Here is a 16,069-nt window from a genome sequence, read left to right on the forward strand (position 1 = left end):
TTCTCGAACCAATGGGGTGCTCATGTCAGACGAAACCAAACCAGGCCTGAAGTCTCCGCTCCGCCGCAAGCTCTTGATGGGAATGGCGGCTTTGCCGGCTGTTTCGATGCTGGGGCGTCCCGCTTTTGCCGACGTTCCTGCAACCTCCGCGGTCAACACCACGGGTCTTGCAGTCACCGATAGCGAAGTCACGGTCGGTATCCTGCATTCGGTGACCGGCACTATGGCGATCTCCGAGACCGGATCGGTCGAGGCCGAGAAGCTCGCGATCGAGCAGATCAACGCCGCCGGCGGCGTGCTCGGCCGCAAGATCAAGTTCATCCAGGAAGACGGTGCGAGCGACTGGCCGACCTTCGCGGAAAAGGCGAAGAAGCTCCTGGTCAACGACAAATGCGCGGCCGTGATGGGCTGCTGGACCTCGGCCTCGCGTAAGGCGGTGCTGCCGGTGTTCGAGCAGTACAACGGCATGCTGTACTATCCGACCTTCTACGAAGGCCTCGAGCAGTCCAAGAATGTGATCTACACGGGGCAGGAGGCGACGCAGCAGATCATCGCCGGCCTCGACTGGGTCAACAAGACCAAGGGCGCCAAGAGCTTCTATCTGCTCGGCTCGGACTACATCTGGCCGCGCACCTCGAACAAGATCGCGCGCAAGCACATCGAGAACCATCTGCAGGGCTGCAAGGTCGTCGGCGAGGAATACTTCCCGCTTGGCTCGACCCAGTTCAACTCGGTGATCAACAAGATCAAGCTGACCAAGCCGGACGTGATCTACGCGATCATCGTCGGCGGCTCGAACGTCGCGTTCTACAAGCAGCTCAAGGCGGCCGGCATCGACCTGTCGAAGCAGACGCTGCTGACGATCTCGGTCACCGAAGACGAGATCGACGGCATCGGCGGCGAGAACATCGCCGGTGCCTATGCCTGCATGAAATACTTCCAGTCGCTCGACAATCCGAACAACAAGGCCTTCGTGCCCGCGTTCAAGAAGATGTGGGGCGAGAAGACCGTGATCGGCGACGTGACGCAGGCCGCCTATCTCGGTCCGTGGCTGTGGAAGTTGACGGTGGAGAAGGCGGGCTCCTTCGACATCGACAAGATCGCTGCGGCTTCCCCCGGTGTCGAGTTCAAGGGCGCGCCGGAAGGCTATGTCCGGATCCACGAGAACCATCATCTGTGGTCGAAGACCCGCGTCGGACGCGCCAAGGCCGATGGCCAGTATGAGCTGATCTACGAGACCGCCGATCTGGTCGAGCCGGATCCGTTCCCCAAGGGCTACCAGTGAGTTCTGGCGCTTAAAGCGCAACCTCACTTCAACGCGTCGCGGCGTGGACGTCATCGTCCACGCCACGGAACGAGCGTCGCTTGACCGGCGGCGCGTGCCCTTTGGAATGACGGAGGACCAGATGTTCGGCGACTATTCGATCAGCGATCTCGGCGCCATCCTTGCGATGCAGGGATTTGCCGGGCTCATCCTGTTCTCCGTCTATGTGCTGATGGCGCTGGGGCTTGCCATCATCTTCGGCCAGATGGGCGTCATCAACATGGCCCATGGCGAGTTCATGATCCTGGGCGCCTACGTCACCTGGATGACGTCGAACGCCGTGCAGCACGTCGCGCCCTGGCTGTTCCCCGGTTACTTCTTCATCGCGATGATCCTGGCGTTCATCGCCTCCGGCGCGCTCGGCATGCTGGTCGAATGGGCGCTGATACGCCATCTCTACAAGCGCCCCCTCGATACGCTGCTGGCGACCTGGGGTCTCAGCCTGATCCTGCAACAGGCCTATCGCTCGATCTTCGGCGCGCGCGAGGTCGGCGTCGAGCTGCCTGAATGGATGATGGGCTCCTGGCAGGCAACCGACTCGATCCAGATCCCGATCAACGGCATGTTCGTGATGGCGCTGACCATGCTGATCACGATCGCGGTCGCCTACGTGCTGTTCTGGTCGAGCTGGGGCAAGCAGGTGCGCGCCGTGGTGCAGAACCGCGTGATGGCAGGCGCCGTCGGCATCAATACCGAGAAGGTCGATCGCTACACCTTTGGCTTGGGTTGCGGCATCGCCGGCATTGCGGGCTCGGCCTTCACCATGATCGGCTCGACCGGGCCGACCGCCGGCCAGCTCTACATCGTCGACACCTTCTTGGTCGTCGTGTTCGGCGGCGCCGCTTCGCTGTTCGGCACCATCGCCTCCGCCTTCTCGATCTCGCAGACCCAATCGACGCTGGAATTCTTCCTGTCGGGATCGATGGCCAAGGTGATCACGCTCTTGACCATCGTCGCGATCCTGATGGTGCGTCCGCAGGGGCTCTTCGCGCTCAAGGTCCGCAAATAAGAACAAGCAGGCAGGTCATGGTCATCAACTCGCGCTTTTTCAATCGCTCCGAACTGCTCGGCTTCCTTGCGCTCGCGGTGCTGTTGCTTCTCATCCTGCCGCTGTCGCTGGATATCTTCCGCCTCAATTTGGTAGCCAAATACCTGACCTACGCCTTCGTCGGCATCGGCCTCGTGTTGTGCTGGGGCTATGGCGGCATCCTGAGCCTGGGGCAGGGCGTGTTCTTCGGTCTCGGCGGCTACTGCATGGCGATGTACCTCAAGCTCGAGGCGTCCTCGGTCGCGAACACCAAGATCCAGTCGACGCCGGGCATCCCGGACTTCATGGATTGGAACCAGATCACGCAGCTTCCGCTGTTCTGGAAACCGTTCCACAGTTTTCCGGTCACGGTGCTGGCGATCCTGCTGGTTCCAGCGTTGTTCGCGCTGATCATCGGCGCTGCGATGTTCAAGCGCCGGGTCGGCGGCGTGTACTTTGCGATCATCACGCAAGCGATCGCGGCGATTCTCACCATTCTGATCGTGGGGCAGCAGGGCTACACCGGCGGCATCAATGGCATCACCGACTTGCGTACGCTGCACGGCTGGGACATCCGCACCGATCACGCCAAGTTCATTCTGTATTTCGTCGAGGTTGTGCTGCTGTTCGGATGCATCGTTACCGCGCAATTCATCCGGCTGACAAAACTCGGGCGCATCCTGGTGGCGATGAGAGAGCAGGAGGATCGCGTGCGCTTCTCCGGTTACAGCGTCGCCAACTTCAAGATCTTCGCGTTCTGTGCCGCGGCGGTGTTCGCGGCGATCGGCGGCGCCATGTTCACGCTCGAGGTCGGCTTCATGTCGCCGTCCTTCGTCGGCATCGTGCCGTCGATCGAGATGGTGATCTACACCGCGGTCGGCGGCCGGATGTCGATCTTCGGTGCGGTTTGGGGCGCGCTGCTGGTCAACTTCGCCAAGACCAGCCTTTCGGAATCCTTCCCGCAGCTCTGGCTGTTCGGCCTCGGCGCGCTGTTCATCGCAGTCGTGCTCGCCTTCCCGAACGGGCTCTCCGGCATCTGGGCGGACCATATCCAGCCCCGCATCGATCGCATGTTCGCATCACGCAAATCGAAATCGGCGGCAGGGCTTATCGCCGACGGCGCACCGGCCGAGTGAGGAGGGATCATCATGCTCGTCGGCCATCAGCCCAAGGATTTCCTGCTCGCGGTCTCCGGACTCACCGTGTCCTTTGACGGCTTCAAGGCGGTGAACGATCTCTCCTTCTATGTCGAGGAGAACGAGATCCGCGTCATCATCGGCCCGAACGGCGCCGGCAAGACCACGGTGCTTGACCTGATCTGCGGCAAGACGCGGGCCACGTCAGGCTCGATCCAGTTCCGCGGCCAGGAGCTGACGAGATTGCGCGAGAACGAGATCGTGCAGGCCGGTGTCGGGCGCAAGTTTCAGACGCCGTCGGTGTTCGAGGATCTCACCGTGTTCGAGAACCTCGAGATTTCCTACCCGCGCGGCCGCACGGTGTTCGGCTCGCTGACCTTCCAGCGTGACGACGCGGTGAAGCAGCGGGTCGAGGAGGTCGCCGAGATGATCTTCCTGAAGGACCGGCTCAACACCTATGCGGACCAGCTCAGCCATGGCCAGAAGCAGTGGCTCGAGATCGGCATGCTGCTGATCCAGGACCCGGACCTCTTGATGCTCGACGAGCCGGTGGCCGGCATGAGCGTCTCCGAGCGCGCCAAGACCGCCGAGCTGCTCAACCGCATCATCAAGGATCGCTCGGTGCTGGTGATCGAGCACGACATGAAGTTCGTCGAGGACATCGCGCACAAGGTCACGGTCCTGCATCAGGGCCAGATCCTGTCCGAGGGGACGATGGAGCACGTCAAGAACGATCCGAAGGTGATCGAAGTTTATTTGGGCCACTGAGGAACTGGAACGATGCTGGCAATCAATGATCTTCACGTCGCCTACGGCCAGAGCGAGGTGCTGCACGGCCTCAACGTCTCCGTCGCGCCCAACGAGATCGTTGCGATCATGGGCCGCAACGGCATGGGCAAGACCACGCTGATGAAGTCGCTGATGGGCATCCTGCCGGTCAAGAGCGGCAAGGTGACCATGGACGGCACCGAGCTCGGCGCGATGAAGAGCTACGAGCGGGTGGCGAAGGGGCTCGCCTACGTGCCGCAGGGCCGGATGATCTTCTCCACCATGACGGTGAAGGAGAACATCGAGACCGGGCTCGTGGTCTCCGGCGGCTCCGAGGTGCCCGGCGATATCTACGAGCTGTTCCCGGTGCTGCTCGAAATGAAGGGCCGCCGCGGCGGCAATCTCTCGGGCGGGCAGCAGCAGCAGCTCGCGATCGCCCGCGCGCTGGCGACCAAGCCGAAGGTGCTGCTGCTCGACGAGCCGACCGAAGGCATCCAGCCGTCGATCATCAAGGACATGGCGCGCACCCTGAAACGGATCCGCGACGAGCGGGGGCTGTCGATCGTCGTCTCCGAGCAGGTCCTGAGCTTCGCGCTCGACATCGCCGACCGCGTGCTCGTCATCGAGAACGGCGAGATCGTCCGCGACGATCCGCGCGCCAGCGTCGATGCCGCACAGATCTCGAAATATCTGTCCATCTAACCAGTAAACGAAGGGGAGCATCTCGATGCCTGATACACTGATCAAGGTCGATCTCAGCAAGTCGGCCTATGAAAACGACAAGATTCACAACCGCTGGCATCCGGAGGTTCCGATCGTCGAGTGGGTCAGCCCGGGCGACGACTTCATCATCGAGACCGTCGACTGGACCGGCGGCTTCATCAAGAACAACGATTCCGCCGATGACGTGCGCGACATCGATCTGTCGATCGTGCACTTCCTGTCCGGTCCGATCGGCGTCAAGGGCGCCGAGCCCGGCGATCTCCTCGTCGTCGACCTGCTCGACGTCGGTCCCTTGAAGGAGAGCCTGTGGGGCTTCAACGGCTTTTTCTCCAAGCAGAATGGTGGCGGCTTCCTCACCGACCATTTCCCGCTGGCGCAGAAGTCGATCTGGGACATCAAGGGTCTCTACACCTCGTCGCGTCACATCCCGGGCGTCAATTTCGCCGGCCTGATCCATCCCGGCCTGATCGGCTGTCTGCCCGACGCCAAGATGCTGGCGGCCTGGAACAAGCGCGAAGCCGAGCTGATCGCGACCAACCCGACCCGCGTGCCGGGCCTCGCCAATCCGCCGTTCGCGCCGACCGCGCATGCCGGCCAGGCCAAGGGTGACGTCAAGGCCAAGATCGGTCTTGAGGGCGCCCGTACCGTGCCGCCGCGTGAGCATGGCGGCAATTGCGACATCAAGGATCTGTCGCGCGGATCGAAGATCTACTTCCCGGTCTATGTACCGGGCGGCGGGCTTTCGATGGGCGATTTGCATTTCAGCCAGGGCGACGGCGAGATCACCTTCTGCGGCGCCATCGAGATGGCCGGCTGGCTGCACATCAAGGTCGACATCATCAAGGACGGCGTCTCGAAGTACGGCATCAAGAACCCCGTGTTCAAGCCGTCGCCGATCACGCCGAACTACAAGGACTATCTGATCTTCGAGGGCATCTCGGTCGACGAGGCGGGCAAGCAGCACTATCTCGACGTGCACATCGCCTATCGCCAGGCCTGCCTCAACGCGATCGAGTATCTGAAGAAGTTCGGCTACTCCGGCGCCCAGGCCTATTCGATCCTCGGCACCGCGCCGTGCCAGGGCCATATCTCCGGCGTGGTCGACGTGCCCAACGCCTGCGCCACACTCTGGCTGCCGACCGAGATCTTCGACTTCGACGTCATGCCGTCATCGGCAGGTCCGATCAAGCACATCAAGGGCGACGTGCAGATGCCGATTTCGCCCGACAAGTGAAGCTTCAAGTGATCCCTGCGCGACGGGTGCGGGACGGCTGCGTATTGGCCGCCCCGCATCCATCGCCGGATGTCACACACGACTGCGCAAGGATTAAGGAAATGCCGATCTACGAATATCTCTGCAACGATTGCGGCCCGTTCACCGACATGCGGCCGATGGCGGAATGCGACCTGCCGCAGGACTGCCCGCAATGCGATACGACGTCGCCGCGTGTGATCCTCACTGCGCCGGCGTTCTTCTGCATGCCCTCGGACAAGCGCAAGGCGCACGCCACCAACGAGCAGAGCCAGCACGCGCCGAAGACGCTCGATCAGTACAAGGCCGCGCATGGCCCGGGCTGCGGCTGTTGCTCCACGACGGGGAAGAAGAAGCCGGCGCGGCTGATGACCAAGACGAAGACCGGCGCCAAGGGTTTTCCGACCGCGCGTCCCTGGATGATCAGCCACTGACGGGGCGCTGATCGTCAGGCCTGTTCAGCGACCTTCAAGGCCTCGGTGCGGATTTCCTCGACCAGCCGCTCCTTCAGCGCGACGAATTCGGGCGTGGTCTTGATCTTGTAGGAGCGCGGATGCGGCAGGTCGATCGCGATCTCGGCCTTGATGCGGCCGGGACGCGCGCTCATGACGATGACGCGGCTGCCGAGGAAGATCGCCTCCTCGATATCGTGGGTGACGAACAGCACCGTCTTCTGGTCGCGCTCCCAGATCCCGAGCAGCATCTCCTGCATCAGCGCCCGGGTCTGGTTGTCGAGCGCGCCGAACGGCTCGTCGAGCAGCAGGATCTTCGGATCATTGGCCAGCGCCCGGGCGATCGCGGTGCGTTGCTGCATGCCGCCGGACAGCTGCTTGGGCCAGTGATTCTCGAAGCCGGATAGCCCGACCCGGCGGATGAAGGCGTCGGCGATGTCATGGCGCCCGGTTTGCGACACGCCGCGCTCGCGCAGGCCGAAGGCGATGTTCTCCCGCACGGTCAGCCACGGAAACAGGGTGTAGGACTGAAACACCATGCCGCGATCGGCGCCGGGGCCGGTGACTTCGCGGCCGTCGAGCGTGACGTGCCCGCTGGTCGGCCGGTCGAGCCCGGCGATGATCCGGAGCAGGGTGGACTTTCCGCAGCCGGAGGGGCCGAGGATGGTGACGAAGTCGTTGTCGCCGACATCGAGCGTGGTCGGCTCGAGCGCGCGGGTCGGCGCGTTGCCCGCGCGGGCCGGGAAGATTCGCGAGACCTGTTCGATCCTGAGCGCGGTCATGCGAGCTTCCATGGGAACAGCCAGGCGTTGAACGCCTTGAACAGGAAATCGGAGATCAGGCCGATCAGCCCGATGACGATGATGCCGAAGATGATCTGGCCGGTGTTGAGCAGCGCCTGGCTGTCGGTGATCATGTGCCCGATACCGGACGATGAGCCGATCAGCTCGGCCACGATGACGTAAGTCCAGGCCCAGCCGAGCACCAGCCTCAGGATCTCGGCGATCTCGGGCGCCGCGGAGGGCAGTAGCACGCGGCGGATGACGCCGCTGTTGCGGGCGCCGAGCGTATACGCAGCCTCGACCAGGTCCCGCCGTGTGGCGCCGACCGTCACGGCCACCATCAGGATGATCTGGAACACCGCGCCGATGAAGATCACGAGCAGCTTTTGTAATTCGCCGATGCCGGCCCACAGGATCAACAACGGGATGAAGGCGGATGCCGGCAGATAGCGCGCAAAGGACACGAAGGGCTCGAGAAAGGCCTCGACCGGCTTGTAGGCGCCCATCAGCACGCCGATCGGCACCGCGATGACGGCGGCAAGGGCAAAGCCGCCGATGACGCGCCAGATCGTCATTCCGATGTCGAACAGGAAGCCTTGCTTGGCGAGCAGCTCATAGCCTTCCTGCACCATGGTGAGCGGGTTGGCGAGGAATGTCTTGGATACATGGCCGCCGAACGTCGCCCAGGACCAGAGGGCGACGAAAAGCACGAAGAAGGCGAGGCCGTAGACCACGCGTTGCTTCGATGTTGTGGGCTCAAGGGGACGCATCAAATTTTTCCAGGCGTATCTCATGCGCCAGTCCCGCCCGGCTTGTCGCGAGGCGGGACCGGCCGAAATGATGGCTGCGTTACTTGACGAAGCTGGCGTCGTAGATGTCTTCAACCTTCGGCGCGGCCTTGATGATGCCGACCTCGAGCAGCAGATCGGCGGCATCCTTGTTGAAGGTGAGGAAGTCGCCGGCGAAGAATTTCTGGTTGGCGGCCTTGTCCTGCCAGCGCAGGTACTTTGCCGAGTTGCCGAACTGCTCGCCGGACTGCTTCACGTCCGCGCCCATGATCTCATAAGCCTTGGCCTGATCCTTGGCGATCATGTCGATCGCCTCGAAATAGCTGTCGGCCAGCGCCTGGGCTGCCTTCGGATTGTCGGTCAGGAATTTCGGTGTGCAGCCGAACGTGTCCATCACGATCGGATAGTCGAGGGTGGTGGCGATGATCTTGCCCTTGTCGGGCGCGGCGCGCACGGTCGACAGATAAGGCTCGTAGGTCATCGCGGCGTCGTTCTGGCCGGAGACGAAAGCCTGCGCCGCGGCGGCGGGCTCCAAATTGACCACGGTGACATCCTTCACCGAGAGGCTGTTTTTCTTCAGCATCCAGGCCAGCGCGAAGTAGGGCGAGGTGCCCGGCGCCGATGCCGCGACGGTCTTGCCCTTGAGGTCCTTGATCGCGGCGACGTCGTTGCGCACAGCCATACCGTCGGCGCCATAACTCTTGTCGAGCTGGAAGATCTGCTTGGTCGCGACGCCGTTGGCGTTCCAGGAGATCCAGGTCTCGACCGTCGTCGCCGCGCACTGGATGTCGCCCGAAGCGATCGCGAGATGGCGGTCCTTCTGCGGGATCTTCTTCAAGGTCACGTCGAGGCCGTTCTTCTTGAAGATGCCGGCTTCCTTGGCGAGCGTCAGCGGCGCGAAGCCGGTCCATCCGGAGATGCCGACGCCGACCTTGACGTCATCCGCGAACGCGGCGGTGGACGCGAGCAAAGCTGCGATTGCGGGCAATAGCTTGAAGGAACGCATGATTGTCGACCTCTTGGACGATGGATTGAACCCTGTTGATGTCTTCACGTCAGCGATGTCTTCACGTTGCGGCGGATAGCCGCACGGAAACGTCGGTGGATGGTGGCCCATGATGCATTGCATGAAATATGCCGCGCAAGGCGTCTTCAGCCTCCCTTGAAGCGAGCCACCAGCCGATGCGTGTCGCCTGGATAATGCAACCGCACCGCCGTTACCGTGCGCGCGCTGCGCCAGGTATAGCGGTCGATCACGAGGCAGGGCGCGCCGACCGCGATGTCGAGCGCCTTCGCTGTGCGATCGTCCGCGACAACCGCGCTGATCGTATGTTCAGCCTCGGTCCACGGCACGTGATGCAGCAGCCATGATCCCGGGGGTTCGCGTGCAAAATCCGCCGTCGCGGCCTCCGGAACCGTGGAGAGATCGATCAGCCTGTCTTCAACCGCAAACGGCACATTGTCGGCGCTGTGTCGGCAGGCGATCGCGATCACCTTACCGGCCGTGCTCATGCCGAGCCGGGCACGATCGGCAGCGGTCGCGGTGCGCCGCCGGCAATCGATCAGCTGATAGCCGTAGCTGCGGCCGAGCGCCGTGATCTCGGCGCGCATGTCGGCAATCTTGAGCACCGCCGACAGATGCTGCGGACGGCGTACGAATGAGCCGGCCCGCCGGCGCCGCTCGATCAAGTCGGCCTGCGCCAGCTCCGACAACGCCTTGTTCACCGTCATGCGCGAGCAGCGATAGCGCGCCATCAATTGGTGCTCGTAGGGGATACGGTGGCCCGGCGGCCATTCGCCGGTCAGGATGCGGGTCTCGATATCGAGCCTGATCCGCTTGTAGAGCGTCGGCTTGACGGCTGCGGCAGGGCGGGCCCGGTCGGAGGCGAGGCTCATGCGGCAAGCCTCCGGACGCTGGCATTGAACCGCTCGCGCGCCTTGTCGCGCAGCCGGTGCCGTCCGCCCGTGACCAGCCTGTCGCCGCCGGCCCACACGCAATCGATCGCATCGCTTCCGGACGCAAACAGCCAGCCGTCGAGAACGGCATCACCCGACCGTCCCGCCAGGGATGGGTGCGCGGTATCGAGGCTGACGATGTCGGCGCGGGCGCCGGGAACCAGCCCAGCTTTGGTTTGTGCCAGCGCTTGCGCGCCGCCCGCGAGCGCGTGGTCGAACAGGGTACGGCCGGTGGATGCACCCGGGCGCCCGGAGAGCACATTGCGCTCGCGGTGCTTCAGCCGCTGGCCGTATTCGAGTTGACGAAGCTCGTCGGCGACCCCGACCAGCACATTGGAATCCGTTCCGATGCCGAACCGGCCGCCCGCGGCGAGGAACTCGCGCGCCGAAAAGATGCCGTCGCCGAGGCTTGCTTCGGTGACGGGGCAAAGGCCGGCAACGGCGCCGCTAGCGGCGAGCGCAGCGACTTCCCGTTCCGTCATGTGGGTCGCGTGAATCAGGCACCAGCGCTGATCGACGGGCGCGTTTTCCAGCAGCCATCGCACCGGCCGCTGCCCCGACCAGGCAAGGCAATCCTCAACCTCGCGCACCTGCTCGGCGGCGTGGATGTGGATTGGATCCGCCCCGGCAAGCGGAATGATCGCCGCGAGCTCATCCGGCGCCACGGCGCGCAGGCTGTGCGGGGCGATGCCGATGTTGGCGCCGGGGAGTGTTCGGATTGCGTTGCGCGAGGCTGCCATCAGCGCGGCGAACTGATCGACCGAGCAGATGAAGCGCCGCTGCCCGGCATGCGGCGCTGCGCCGCCGAACGTGCCGTGGGCATAAAAGCTCGGCAGCAGGGTGAGTCCGATGCCGGACGCCTCAGTCGCCTGCGCGATGCGCACGGCCATCTCGGCCGGATTGGCGTAAGGCGAGCCGTCCCGATCATGATGGAGATAGTGGAATTCGCCGACCCGGGTAAAGCCGCGCTCGAGCATCTCGACATAGAGCAGGGTCGCAACGGCCGCGACGTCGTCCGGCGTCATCGTCAGCGCAAAGCGATACATCGTCTCGCGCCAGGTCCAGAACGTGTCGGTCGTATCGCCGCGCAGTTCGGCAAGGCCGGCCATGCCGCGCTGAAACGCGTGGCTGTGCAGGCTCGCCAATCCCGGAACTGCCAATTGGTGACGTTCATCGCCGGCGGCGGGGGGCACGCCTGCCGTCACCGAGGCGATCGCGCCGTCGGTGACCACGATTTGCACGTCATTGGCCCAGCCCGAGGGCAGCAGCGCGAATGCGAAATGCAGTCGTGTCATTTTTCCATGCCGGCTGGACAGAACCCGGACACGATTATATGTCTAGACATATAAGTCAAGCATCCCACCTCGGGGGACGATCGCATGGCAGAGCGTTTCGACCGCATCTGGCACAACGCCCGGCTCGCCACGATGCGCGGCGCCGATCTCGGCGAGATCGAGCAGGGCCTGATCGCGGCGCGCGACGGCCGCATTGTCTATGCAGGCGTGCAATCGGACTTTCCTGTGGATGCGGACGCGGTCGAGCGGATCGATTGCGGCGGCCGCTGGATCACACCCGGGCTGGTCGATTGCCACACGCATCTCGTCTATGGCGGCAACCGCGCGCACGAGTTCGAGCTGCGCCTGAAGGGCGCAAGCTATGAGGAGATCGCGCGCGCGGGTGGTGGCATCGTCTCGACCGTTGCCGCAACACGCAACGCGACCGAGGCCGAGCTCGTCGCTGGCGCGCTGCCACGGCTGGACGCGCTGATCGGCGAGGGCGCAACCACCGTCGAGATCAAGTCCGGCTATGGCCTCAATGCCGAGACCGAGATGCGGCAGCTTGCGGCGGCACGCAGCCTCGGCCGTTTGCGGCAGGTTGCGATCCGCACATCTTTTTTAGGTGCTCACGCATTGCCGCCCGAAGCCAATGGCGACAACGACCGCTACATCGATCTGGTCTGCAACGAGATGCTGCCGGCGGTGACCAAGGCCGGCCTTGCCGATGCCGTCGACGGCTTCATGGAGGGCATCGCATTTTCCGGCGAGCAGACCGCTCGGGTGTTCGCGGCGGCGCATGCGCTCGGATTACCCGTGAAGCTGCATGCGGATCAGTTGTCGAATCTCGGCGGTGCCGCGCTCGCGGCAAAATTCTCCGCGCTATCGGCCGATCATCTGGAGCACACCGATGAAGCCGGCGCCGCCGCGATGGCCAAGGCCGGCACGGTCGCGGTGCTGCTGCCCGGTGCGTTCTATTTCATTCGCGAAACGCAGAAGCCGCCGGTTGAGTTGTTCCGCAGCCACGGCGTGAACATGGCGCTGGCGACGGACTGCAATCCCGGCAGCTCGCCGCTGACCTCGCTTCTGCTTACGATGAACATGGGCGCAACGTTGTTCCGGATGACGGTCGCCGAGTGCCTCGCCGGGGTGACGCGGGAGGGGGCGCGCGCGCTCGGCACGCTCGCCGAGACCGGTACATTAGAGGCCGGCAAATGGTGCGATCTGGCGATCTGGGACATCGAGCGCCCCGCCGAGCTGGTCTGCCGCATCGGCTTCAATCCGTTGCACGGCCGGGTGTGGAGGGGGCAATGAGCGATCCGGCTGCGCCGATTGTCGTAACGCCCGGAACGGTCGGCCTCGATGTGCTCGCGCGCGTGCTCGCCGGCGTACCCATCGTGCTTGATCCGTCGTTCTGGCCGCGCGTCGAGGCGGCTGCGGCAATCGTGGCGAAAGCGGCGCATATCGACGTTCCCGTGTACGGCATCAATACCGGCTTCGGGAAGTTGGCATCAACGCGCATCGCGGCCGACCAGACCGCGCTGCTTCAGCGCAACCTGATCCTGTCGCATTGCTGCGGAGTCGGGCCGGCCACGCCCGAGCCGATCGTGCGCCTGATGATGGCGTTGAAGGTGATCTCGCTAGGGCGCGGTGCGTCCGGCGTGCGGCGTGATGTGATCGAGCAGTTGCAGGGCATGCTGGCGCGCGGCGTCTCACCGCTGGTGCCGCAGCAGGGCTCGGTCGGCGCCTCCGGCGACCTGGCGCCGCTCGCCCATATGACCGCCGTCATGATCGGGGAGGGGCAGGCATTCCTTGAGGCCAAGATCGTGCCGGGTCATGAAGCGCTTGCGGCTGCCGGTCTCGCGCCGTTGACTCTCGGTCCCAAGGAGGGGCTCGCGCTGATCAACGGCACGCAGTTTTCGACGGCCTATGCGATTTCCGGCCTGCTGCGCGCGCATCGTCTGGCGTGTGCTGCACTGGTGACTGGTGCGCTGTCGGTCGATGCGGCGATGGCCTCCACGGTGCCGTTTCGTCCCGAAATCCAGGCTTTGCGCGGCCATGAGGGGCAGATCGCCGCAGCTGCTGCCTTGACCGCACTGCTCGACGGCAGCGACATCAGGCAATCGCATCTCGAGGGCGATGAGCGGGTGCAGGACCCGTATTGCCTGCGCTGCCAGCCGCAGGTCGCGGGTGCCGTGCTCGACCTGCTCGTGCACGCCGCGCGCGTGCTGACCATTGAAGCCAATGCCGTGACGGATAACCCGCTGGTCCTGGTCGATACCGGCGAGATCGTCTCGGGCGGCAATTTTCATGCTGAGCCGGTGGCCTTCGCCGCCGACCAGATCGCGTTGGCGCTGTCGGAGATCGGCGCCACCAGCGAGCGCCGGATCGCGACCCTCGTCGATCCCGCCTTGAACTTCGGCTTGCCGCCGTTCCTGACACCCGAGCCCGGCATCAATTCCGGGTTCATGATCGCCGAGGTGACGGCGGCGGCGCTCTATGCCGAGAACAAGCAGCGCGCGATGCCGTGCTCGATCGATTCCACGCCGACCAGCGCCAATCAGGAGGATCACGTCTCGATGGCCGCGCATGCCGCGCGCCGGCTGTCCGACATGGCCGACAACCTCGCCGCCATCCTCGGCATCGAGCTTCTGGTCGCCGCGCAAGGCATCACGCTGCGCGCGCCGCATGCGACCAGCGCGCCACTCGCTGCGGTGATCGCCGCGCTGCGCGAGCATGTTCCGGCGCTCGCCGCGGACCGCTACATGGCTGGCGATCTCGCGCGGGCCGCGTCGCTGATCGAAGCCGACGCGTTGCCGGCCGCTGCGATCGCGGTCCTTTCGTCCGATCCGTTTCCACAACTTGCTTAGCCGACAGGGACATCCGTCATGAACCGCCGATTGGATAACGAACGCATCATCCGCGCGTCCCGAGGCACCGACATCAGCGCGAAGAGTTGGTTGACGGAAGCGCCGCTGCGCATGCTGATGAACAATCTGGATCCCGATGTCGCCGAGCGTCCGAGCGAGCTCGTGGTCTATGGCGGCATTGGCCGTGCGGCGCGCGACTGGGAGAGCTTTGATCGGATTGCCGCCTCCTTGCGCAAGCTCGAAGGCGACCAGACGCTCTTGGTGCAATCCGGCAAACCGGTCGGCATCTTCCGCACCCATGCGGATGCGCCGCGCGTCCTGATCGCGAATTCGAACCTGGTGCCGCATTGGGCGACGCTCGATCATTTCAACGAGCTCGACCGCCTGGGCCTGATGATGTTCGGCCAGATGACGGCGGGGTCGTGGATCTATATCGGCAGCCAGGGCATCGTGCAGGGGACCTATGAGACGTTCGTCGAGGTCGGCCGCCGGCACTATGGCGGCAGCCTCGCCGGCAAATGGATCCTCACGGCGGGCCTCGGCGGCATGGGTGGCGCCCAGCCGCTGGCCGCGACCATGGCCGGCGCCTCGATGCTGGCCGTCGAGTGCCAGCCGAGCCGCATCGAGATGCGGCTGCGCACGGGGTACCTAGACCGCCAGGCGACGACGCTCGATGAAGCACTGGCGATCATCGCCGACGCGGCCAAGACCCATAAGCCGGTGTCGGTCGGCCTGCTCGGCAATGCGGCCGAGATCTTTCCCGAACTGGTGCGCCGCGGCGTGCGCCCGGACATCGTCACCGACCAGACTAGCGCGCACGATCCGATCAACGGTTACCTGCCGAAGGGATGGACGCTTGCCGATTGGGAAGCGCGGCGCGCGGCTGACCCGAAGGCGGTCGAGGCGGCGGCCAAGACCTCGATGGTCGATCACGTGCAGGCCATGCTGGATTTCCACGCGCAGGGAATCCCGACGCTCGACTACGGCAACAACATCCGCCAGATGGCCAAGGACATGGGCCTGAAGCAGGCGTTCGACTTTCCGGGTTTCGTTCCGGCCTATATTCGTCCGCTGTTCTGCCGCGGCGTGGGGCCATTCCGCTGGGCGGCGCTGTCGGGCGACCCCGAGGACATCTTCAAGACCGATGCCAAGGTCAAGGAGCTGATGCCCAATGATGGCCATTTGCACAACTGGCTCGACATGGCGAAGGCGCGCATCAAGTTTCAGGGGCTGCCGGCGCGGATTTGCTGGGTCGGTCTCGGCGACCGCCATCGGCTTGGCCTTGCCTTCAACGAGATGGTGGCGCGCGGCGAGCTCAAGGCGCCGATCGTGATCGGCCGCGATCATCTCGACAGCGGATCGGTGGCAAGCCCGAACCGCGAGACCGAGGCGATGCGCGACGGCTCGGACGCGGTGTCCGATTGGCCGCTGCTCAACGCGCTACTGAACTGCGCGAGCGGGGCCACCTGGGTGTCGCTGCACCACGGCGGCGGCGTCGGCATCGGCTATTCGCAGCACGCCGGCATGGTGATCGTCGCGGACGGCACGCCGGAGGCGGCGCGCCGGCTCGAACGCGTGCTGTGGAACGACCCGGCGACGGGGGTCATGCGCCACGCCGACGCCGGCTATGAAACGGCGATCGAATGCGCCCAGGCCAACGGTCTCGATCTGCCGAGCTTGCGCGGGTGAGATGACGTTGGCGAGAAGCCACTGATGG

General features: G+C 64.5%; 15 protein-coding genes. 10 read left to right on the forward strand and 5 right to left on the reverse strand.

The genetic code is table 11. The annotated features are described in order from the left end of the window. Positions 1 to 22 precede the first annotated feature (22 nt). From urtA to AAFG13_RS42245, 7 genes are all read left to right on the forward strand, one after another. The gene (urtA, locus tag AAFG13_RS42215; RefSeq protein ID WP_050400067.1) at positions 23 to 1,285 is read left to right on the forward strand and encodes an urea ABC transporter substrate-binding protein; all 1,263 of its coding nucleotides are present in this window, start codon (positions 23 to 25) and stop codon (positions 1,283 to 1,285) included. A gap of 121 nt (positions 1,286 to 1,406) precedes the next feature. After that, on the forward strand, positions 1,407 to 2,333 hold the full coding sequence (gene urtB / locus AAFG13_RS42220) for an urea ABC transporter permease subunit UrtB (RefSeq protein WP_092125363.1): 927 nt from the start codon (positions 1,407 to 1,409) through the stop codon (positions 2,331 to 2,333). A gap of 17 nt (positions 2,334 to 2,350) precedes the next feature. Next, on the forward strand, positions 2,351 to 3,487 hold the full coding sequence (gene urtC, locus AAFG13_RS42225; protein WP_342710675.1) for an urea ABC transporter permease subunit UrtC: 1,137 nt from the start codon (positions 2,351 to 2,353) through the stop codon (positions 3,485 to 3,487). A 12-nt stretch (positions 3,488 to 3,499) separates the two neighbouring features. After that, positions 3,500 to 4,255 (forward strand): urea ABC transporter ATP-binding protein UrtD, encoded by a 756-nt coding sequence (urtD, locus tag AAFG13_RS42230; RefSeq protein ID WP_063695194.1) that lies wholly within the window; start codon positions 3,500 to 3,502, stop codon positions 4,253 to 4,255. A 12-nt stretch (positions 4,256 to 4,267) separates the two neighbouring features. Further along, the gene (gene urtE / locus AAFG13_RS42235; RefSeq protein WP_342710676.1) at positions 4,268 to 4,957 is read left to right on the forward strand and encodes an urea ABC transporter ATP-binding subunit UrtE; all 690 of its coding nucleotides are present in this window, start codon (positions 4,268 to 4,270) and stop codon (positions 4,955 to 4,957) included. Positions 4,958 to 4,982: 25 nt separating this feature from the next. Then, the gene (gene fmdA / locus AAFG13_RS42240) at positions 4,983 to 6,212 is read left to right on the forward strand and encodes a formamidase (RefSeq protein ID WP_173641970.1); all 1,230 of its coding nucleotides are present in this window, start codon (positions 4,983 to 4,985) and stop codon (positions 6,210 to 6,212) included. A 101-nt stretch (positions 6,213 to 6,313) separates the two neighbouring features. Then, a complete protein-coding gene (locus tag AAFG13_RS42245) occupies positions 6,314 to 6,664 on the forward strand; it encodes a zinc ribbon domain-containing protein (protein ID WP_342710677.1) in 351 nt (116 codons plus the stop codon). Positions 6,665 to 6,678: 14 nt separating this feature from the next. Here the strand turns inward: AAFG13_RS42245 and AAFG13_RS42250 are convergent, their stop codons facing one another. The 5 genes from AAFG13_RS42250 to AAFG13_RS42270 all read right to left on the reverse strand — a co-directional run bounded on the left by AAFG13_RS42250 (position 6,679) and on the right by AAFG13_RS42270 (position 11,503). Then, positions 6,679 to 7,464, reverse strand: a complete 786-nt coding sequence (locus tag AAFG13_RS42250; protein WP_342710678.1) for an ABC transporter ATP-binding protein — start codon at positions 7,462 to 7,464, stop codon at positions 6,679 to 6,681. After that, positions 7,461 to 8,234, reverse strand: a complete 774-nt coding sequence (locus AAFG13_RS42255) for an ABC transporter permease (RefSeq protein WP_342710679.1) — start codon at positions 8,232 to 8,234, stop codon at positions 7,461 to 7,463. Before AAFG13_RS42255 ends, AAFG13_RS42250 begins: the two co-directional genes overlap by 4 nt. Positions 8,235 to 8,313: 79 nt before the next feature. After that, positions 8,314 to 9,258 (reverse strand): ABC transporter substrate-binding protein, encoded by a 945-nt coding sequence (locus AAFG13_RS42260; protein WP_342710680.1) that lies wholly within the window; start codon positions 9,256 to 9,258, stop codon positions 8,314 to 8,316. Between the two features lie 146 nt (positions 9,259 to 9,404). After that, complete coding sequence (gene hutC, locus AAFG13_RS42265; RefSeq protein WP_212310874.1) at positions 9,405 to 10,148, reverse strand: histidine utilization repressor; 744 nt, start codon at positions 10,146 to 10,148, stop codon at positions 9,405 to 9,407. Further along, on the reverse strand, positions 10,145 to 11,503 hold the full coding sequence (locus tag AAFG13_RS42270) for a formimidoylglutamate deiminase (RefSeq protein WP_342710681.1): 1,359 nt from the start codon (positions 11,501 to 11,503) through the stop codon (positions 10,145 to 10,147). The genes hutC and AAFG13_RS42270 overlap by 4 nt, the downstream gene beginning before the upstream one ends. An 84-nt stretch (positions 11,504 to 11,587) precedes the next feature. On the opposite strand from AAFG13_RS42270, the gene hutI reads away from it, so the two are divergent. The 3 genes from hutI to hutU are packed head-to-tail and all read left to right on the forward strand — an operon-like array spanning position 11,588 to position 16,041. After that, positions 11,588 to 12,796, forward strand: coding sequence for an imidazolonepropionase (hutI, locus tag AAFG13_RS42275; RefSeq protein WP_342710682.1), 1,209 nt, complete (start codon positions 11,588 to 11,590; stop codon positions 12,794 to 12,796). Further along, a complete protein-coding gene (hutH, locus tag AAFG13_RS42280) occupies positions 12,793 to 14,352 on the forward strand; it encodes a histidine ammonia-lyase (protein WP_342710683.1) in 1,560 nt (519 codons plus the stop codon). Before hutI ends, hutH begins: the two co-directional genes overlap by 4 nt. A gap of 18 nt (positions 14,353 to 14,370) precedes the next feature. After that, positions 14,371 to 16,041, forward strand: coding sequence for a urocanate hydratase (gene hutU / locus AAFG13_RS42285; protein ID WP_212310870.1), 1,671 nt, complete (start codon positions 14,371 to 14,373; stop codon positions 16,039 to 16,041). The last annotated feature ends 28 nt before the right edge of the window (positions 16,042 to 16,069 follow it).

Source organism: Bradyrhizobium sp. B124, from assembly GCF_038967635.1.
Taxonomy (GTDB): Bacteria; Pseudomonadota; Alphaproteobacteria; order Rhizobiales; family Xanthobacteraceae; genus Bradyrhizobium.

Excerpts from the sequence above, each read along its gene's own strand:
- urtA (WP_050400067.1), top strand. The coding sequence starts at position 23 with ATGTCAGACGAAACCAAACCAGGCCTGAAGTCTCCGCTCCGCCGCAAG.
- urtB (WP_092125363.1), top strand. The coding sequence starts at position 1,407 with ATGTTCGGCGACTATTCGATCAGCGATCTCGGCGCCATCCTTGCGATG.
- urtC (WP_342710675.1), top strand. The coding sequence starts at position 2,351 with ATGGTCATCAACTCGCGCTTTTTCAATCGCTCCGAACTGCTCGGCTTC.
- urtD (WP_063695194.1), top strand. The coding sequence starts at position 3,500 with ATGCTCGTCGGCCATCAGCCCAAGGATTTCCTGCTCGCGGTCTCCGGA.
- urtE (WP_342710676.1), top strand. The coding sequence starts at position 4,268 with ATGCTGGCAATCAATGATCTTCACGTCGCCTACGGCCAGAGCGAGGTG.
- fmdA (WP_173641970.1), top strand. The coding sequence starts at position 4,983 with ATGCCTGATACACTGATCAAGGTCGATCTCAGCAAGTCGGCCTATGAA.
- AAFG13_RS42245 (WP_342710677.1), top strand. The coding sequence starts at position 6,314 with ATGCCGATCTACGAATATCTCTGCAACGATTGCGGCCCGTTCACCGAC.
- AAFG13_RS42250 (WP_342710678.1), bottom strand. The coding sequence starts at position 7,464 with ATGACCGCGCTCAGGATCGAACAGGTCTCGCGAATCTTCCCGGCCCGC.
- AAFG13_RS42255 (WP_342710679.1), bottom strand. The coding sequence starts at position 8,234 with ATGCGTCCCCTTGAGCCCACAACATCGAAGCAACGCGTGGTCTACGGC.
- AAFG13_RS42260 (WP_342710680.1), bottom strand. The coding sequence starts at position 9,258 with ATGCGTTCCTTCAAGCTATTGCCCGCAATCGCAGCTTTGCTCGCGTCC.
- hutC (WP_212310874.1), bottom strand. The coding sequence starts at position 10,148 with ATGAGCCTCGCCTCCGACCGGGCCCGCCCTGCCGCAGCCGTCAAGCCG.
- AAFG13_RS42270 (WP_342710681.1), bottom strand. The coding sequence starts at position 11,503 with ATGACACGACTGCATTTCGCATTCGCGCTGCTGCCCTCGGGCTGGGCC.
- hutI (WP_342710682.1), top strand. The coding sequence starts at position 11,588 with ATGGCAGAGCGTTTCGACCGCATCTGGCACAACGCCCGGCTCGCCACG.
- hutH (WP_342710683.1), top strand. The coding sequence starts at position 12,793 with ATGAGCGATCCGGCTGCGCCGATTGTCGTAACGCCCGGAACGGTCGGC.
- hutU (WP_212310870.1), top strand. The coding sequence starts at position 14,371 with ATGAACCGCCGATTGGATAACGAACGCATCATCCGCGCGTCCCGAGGC.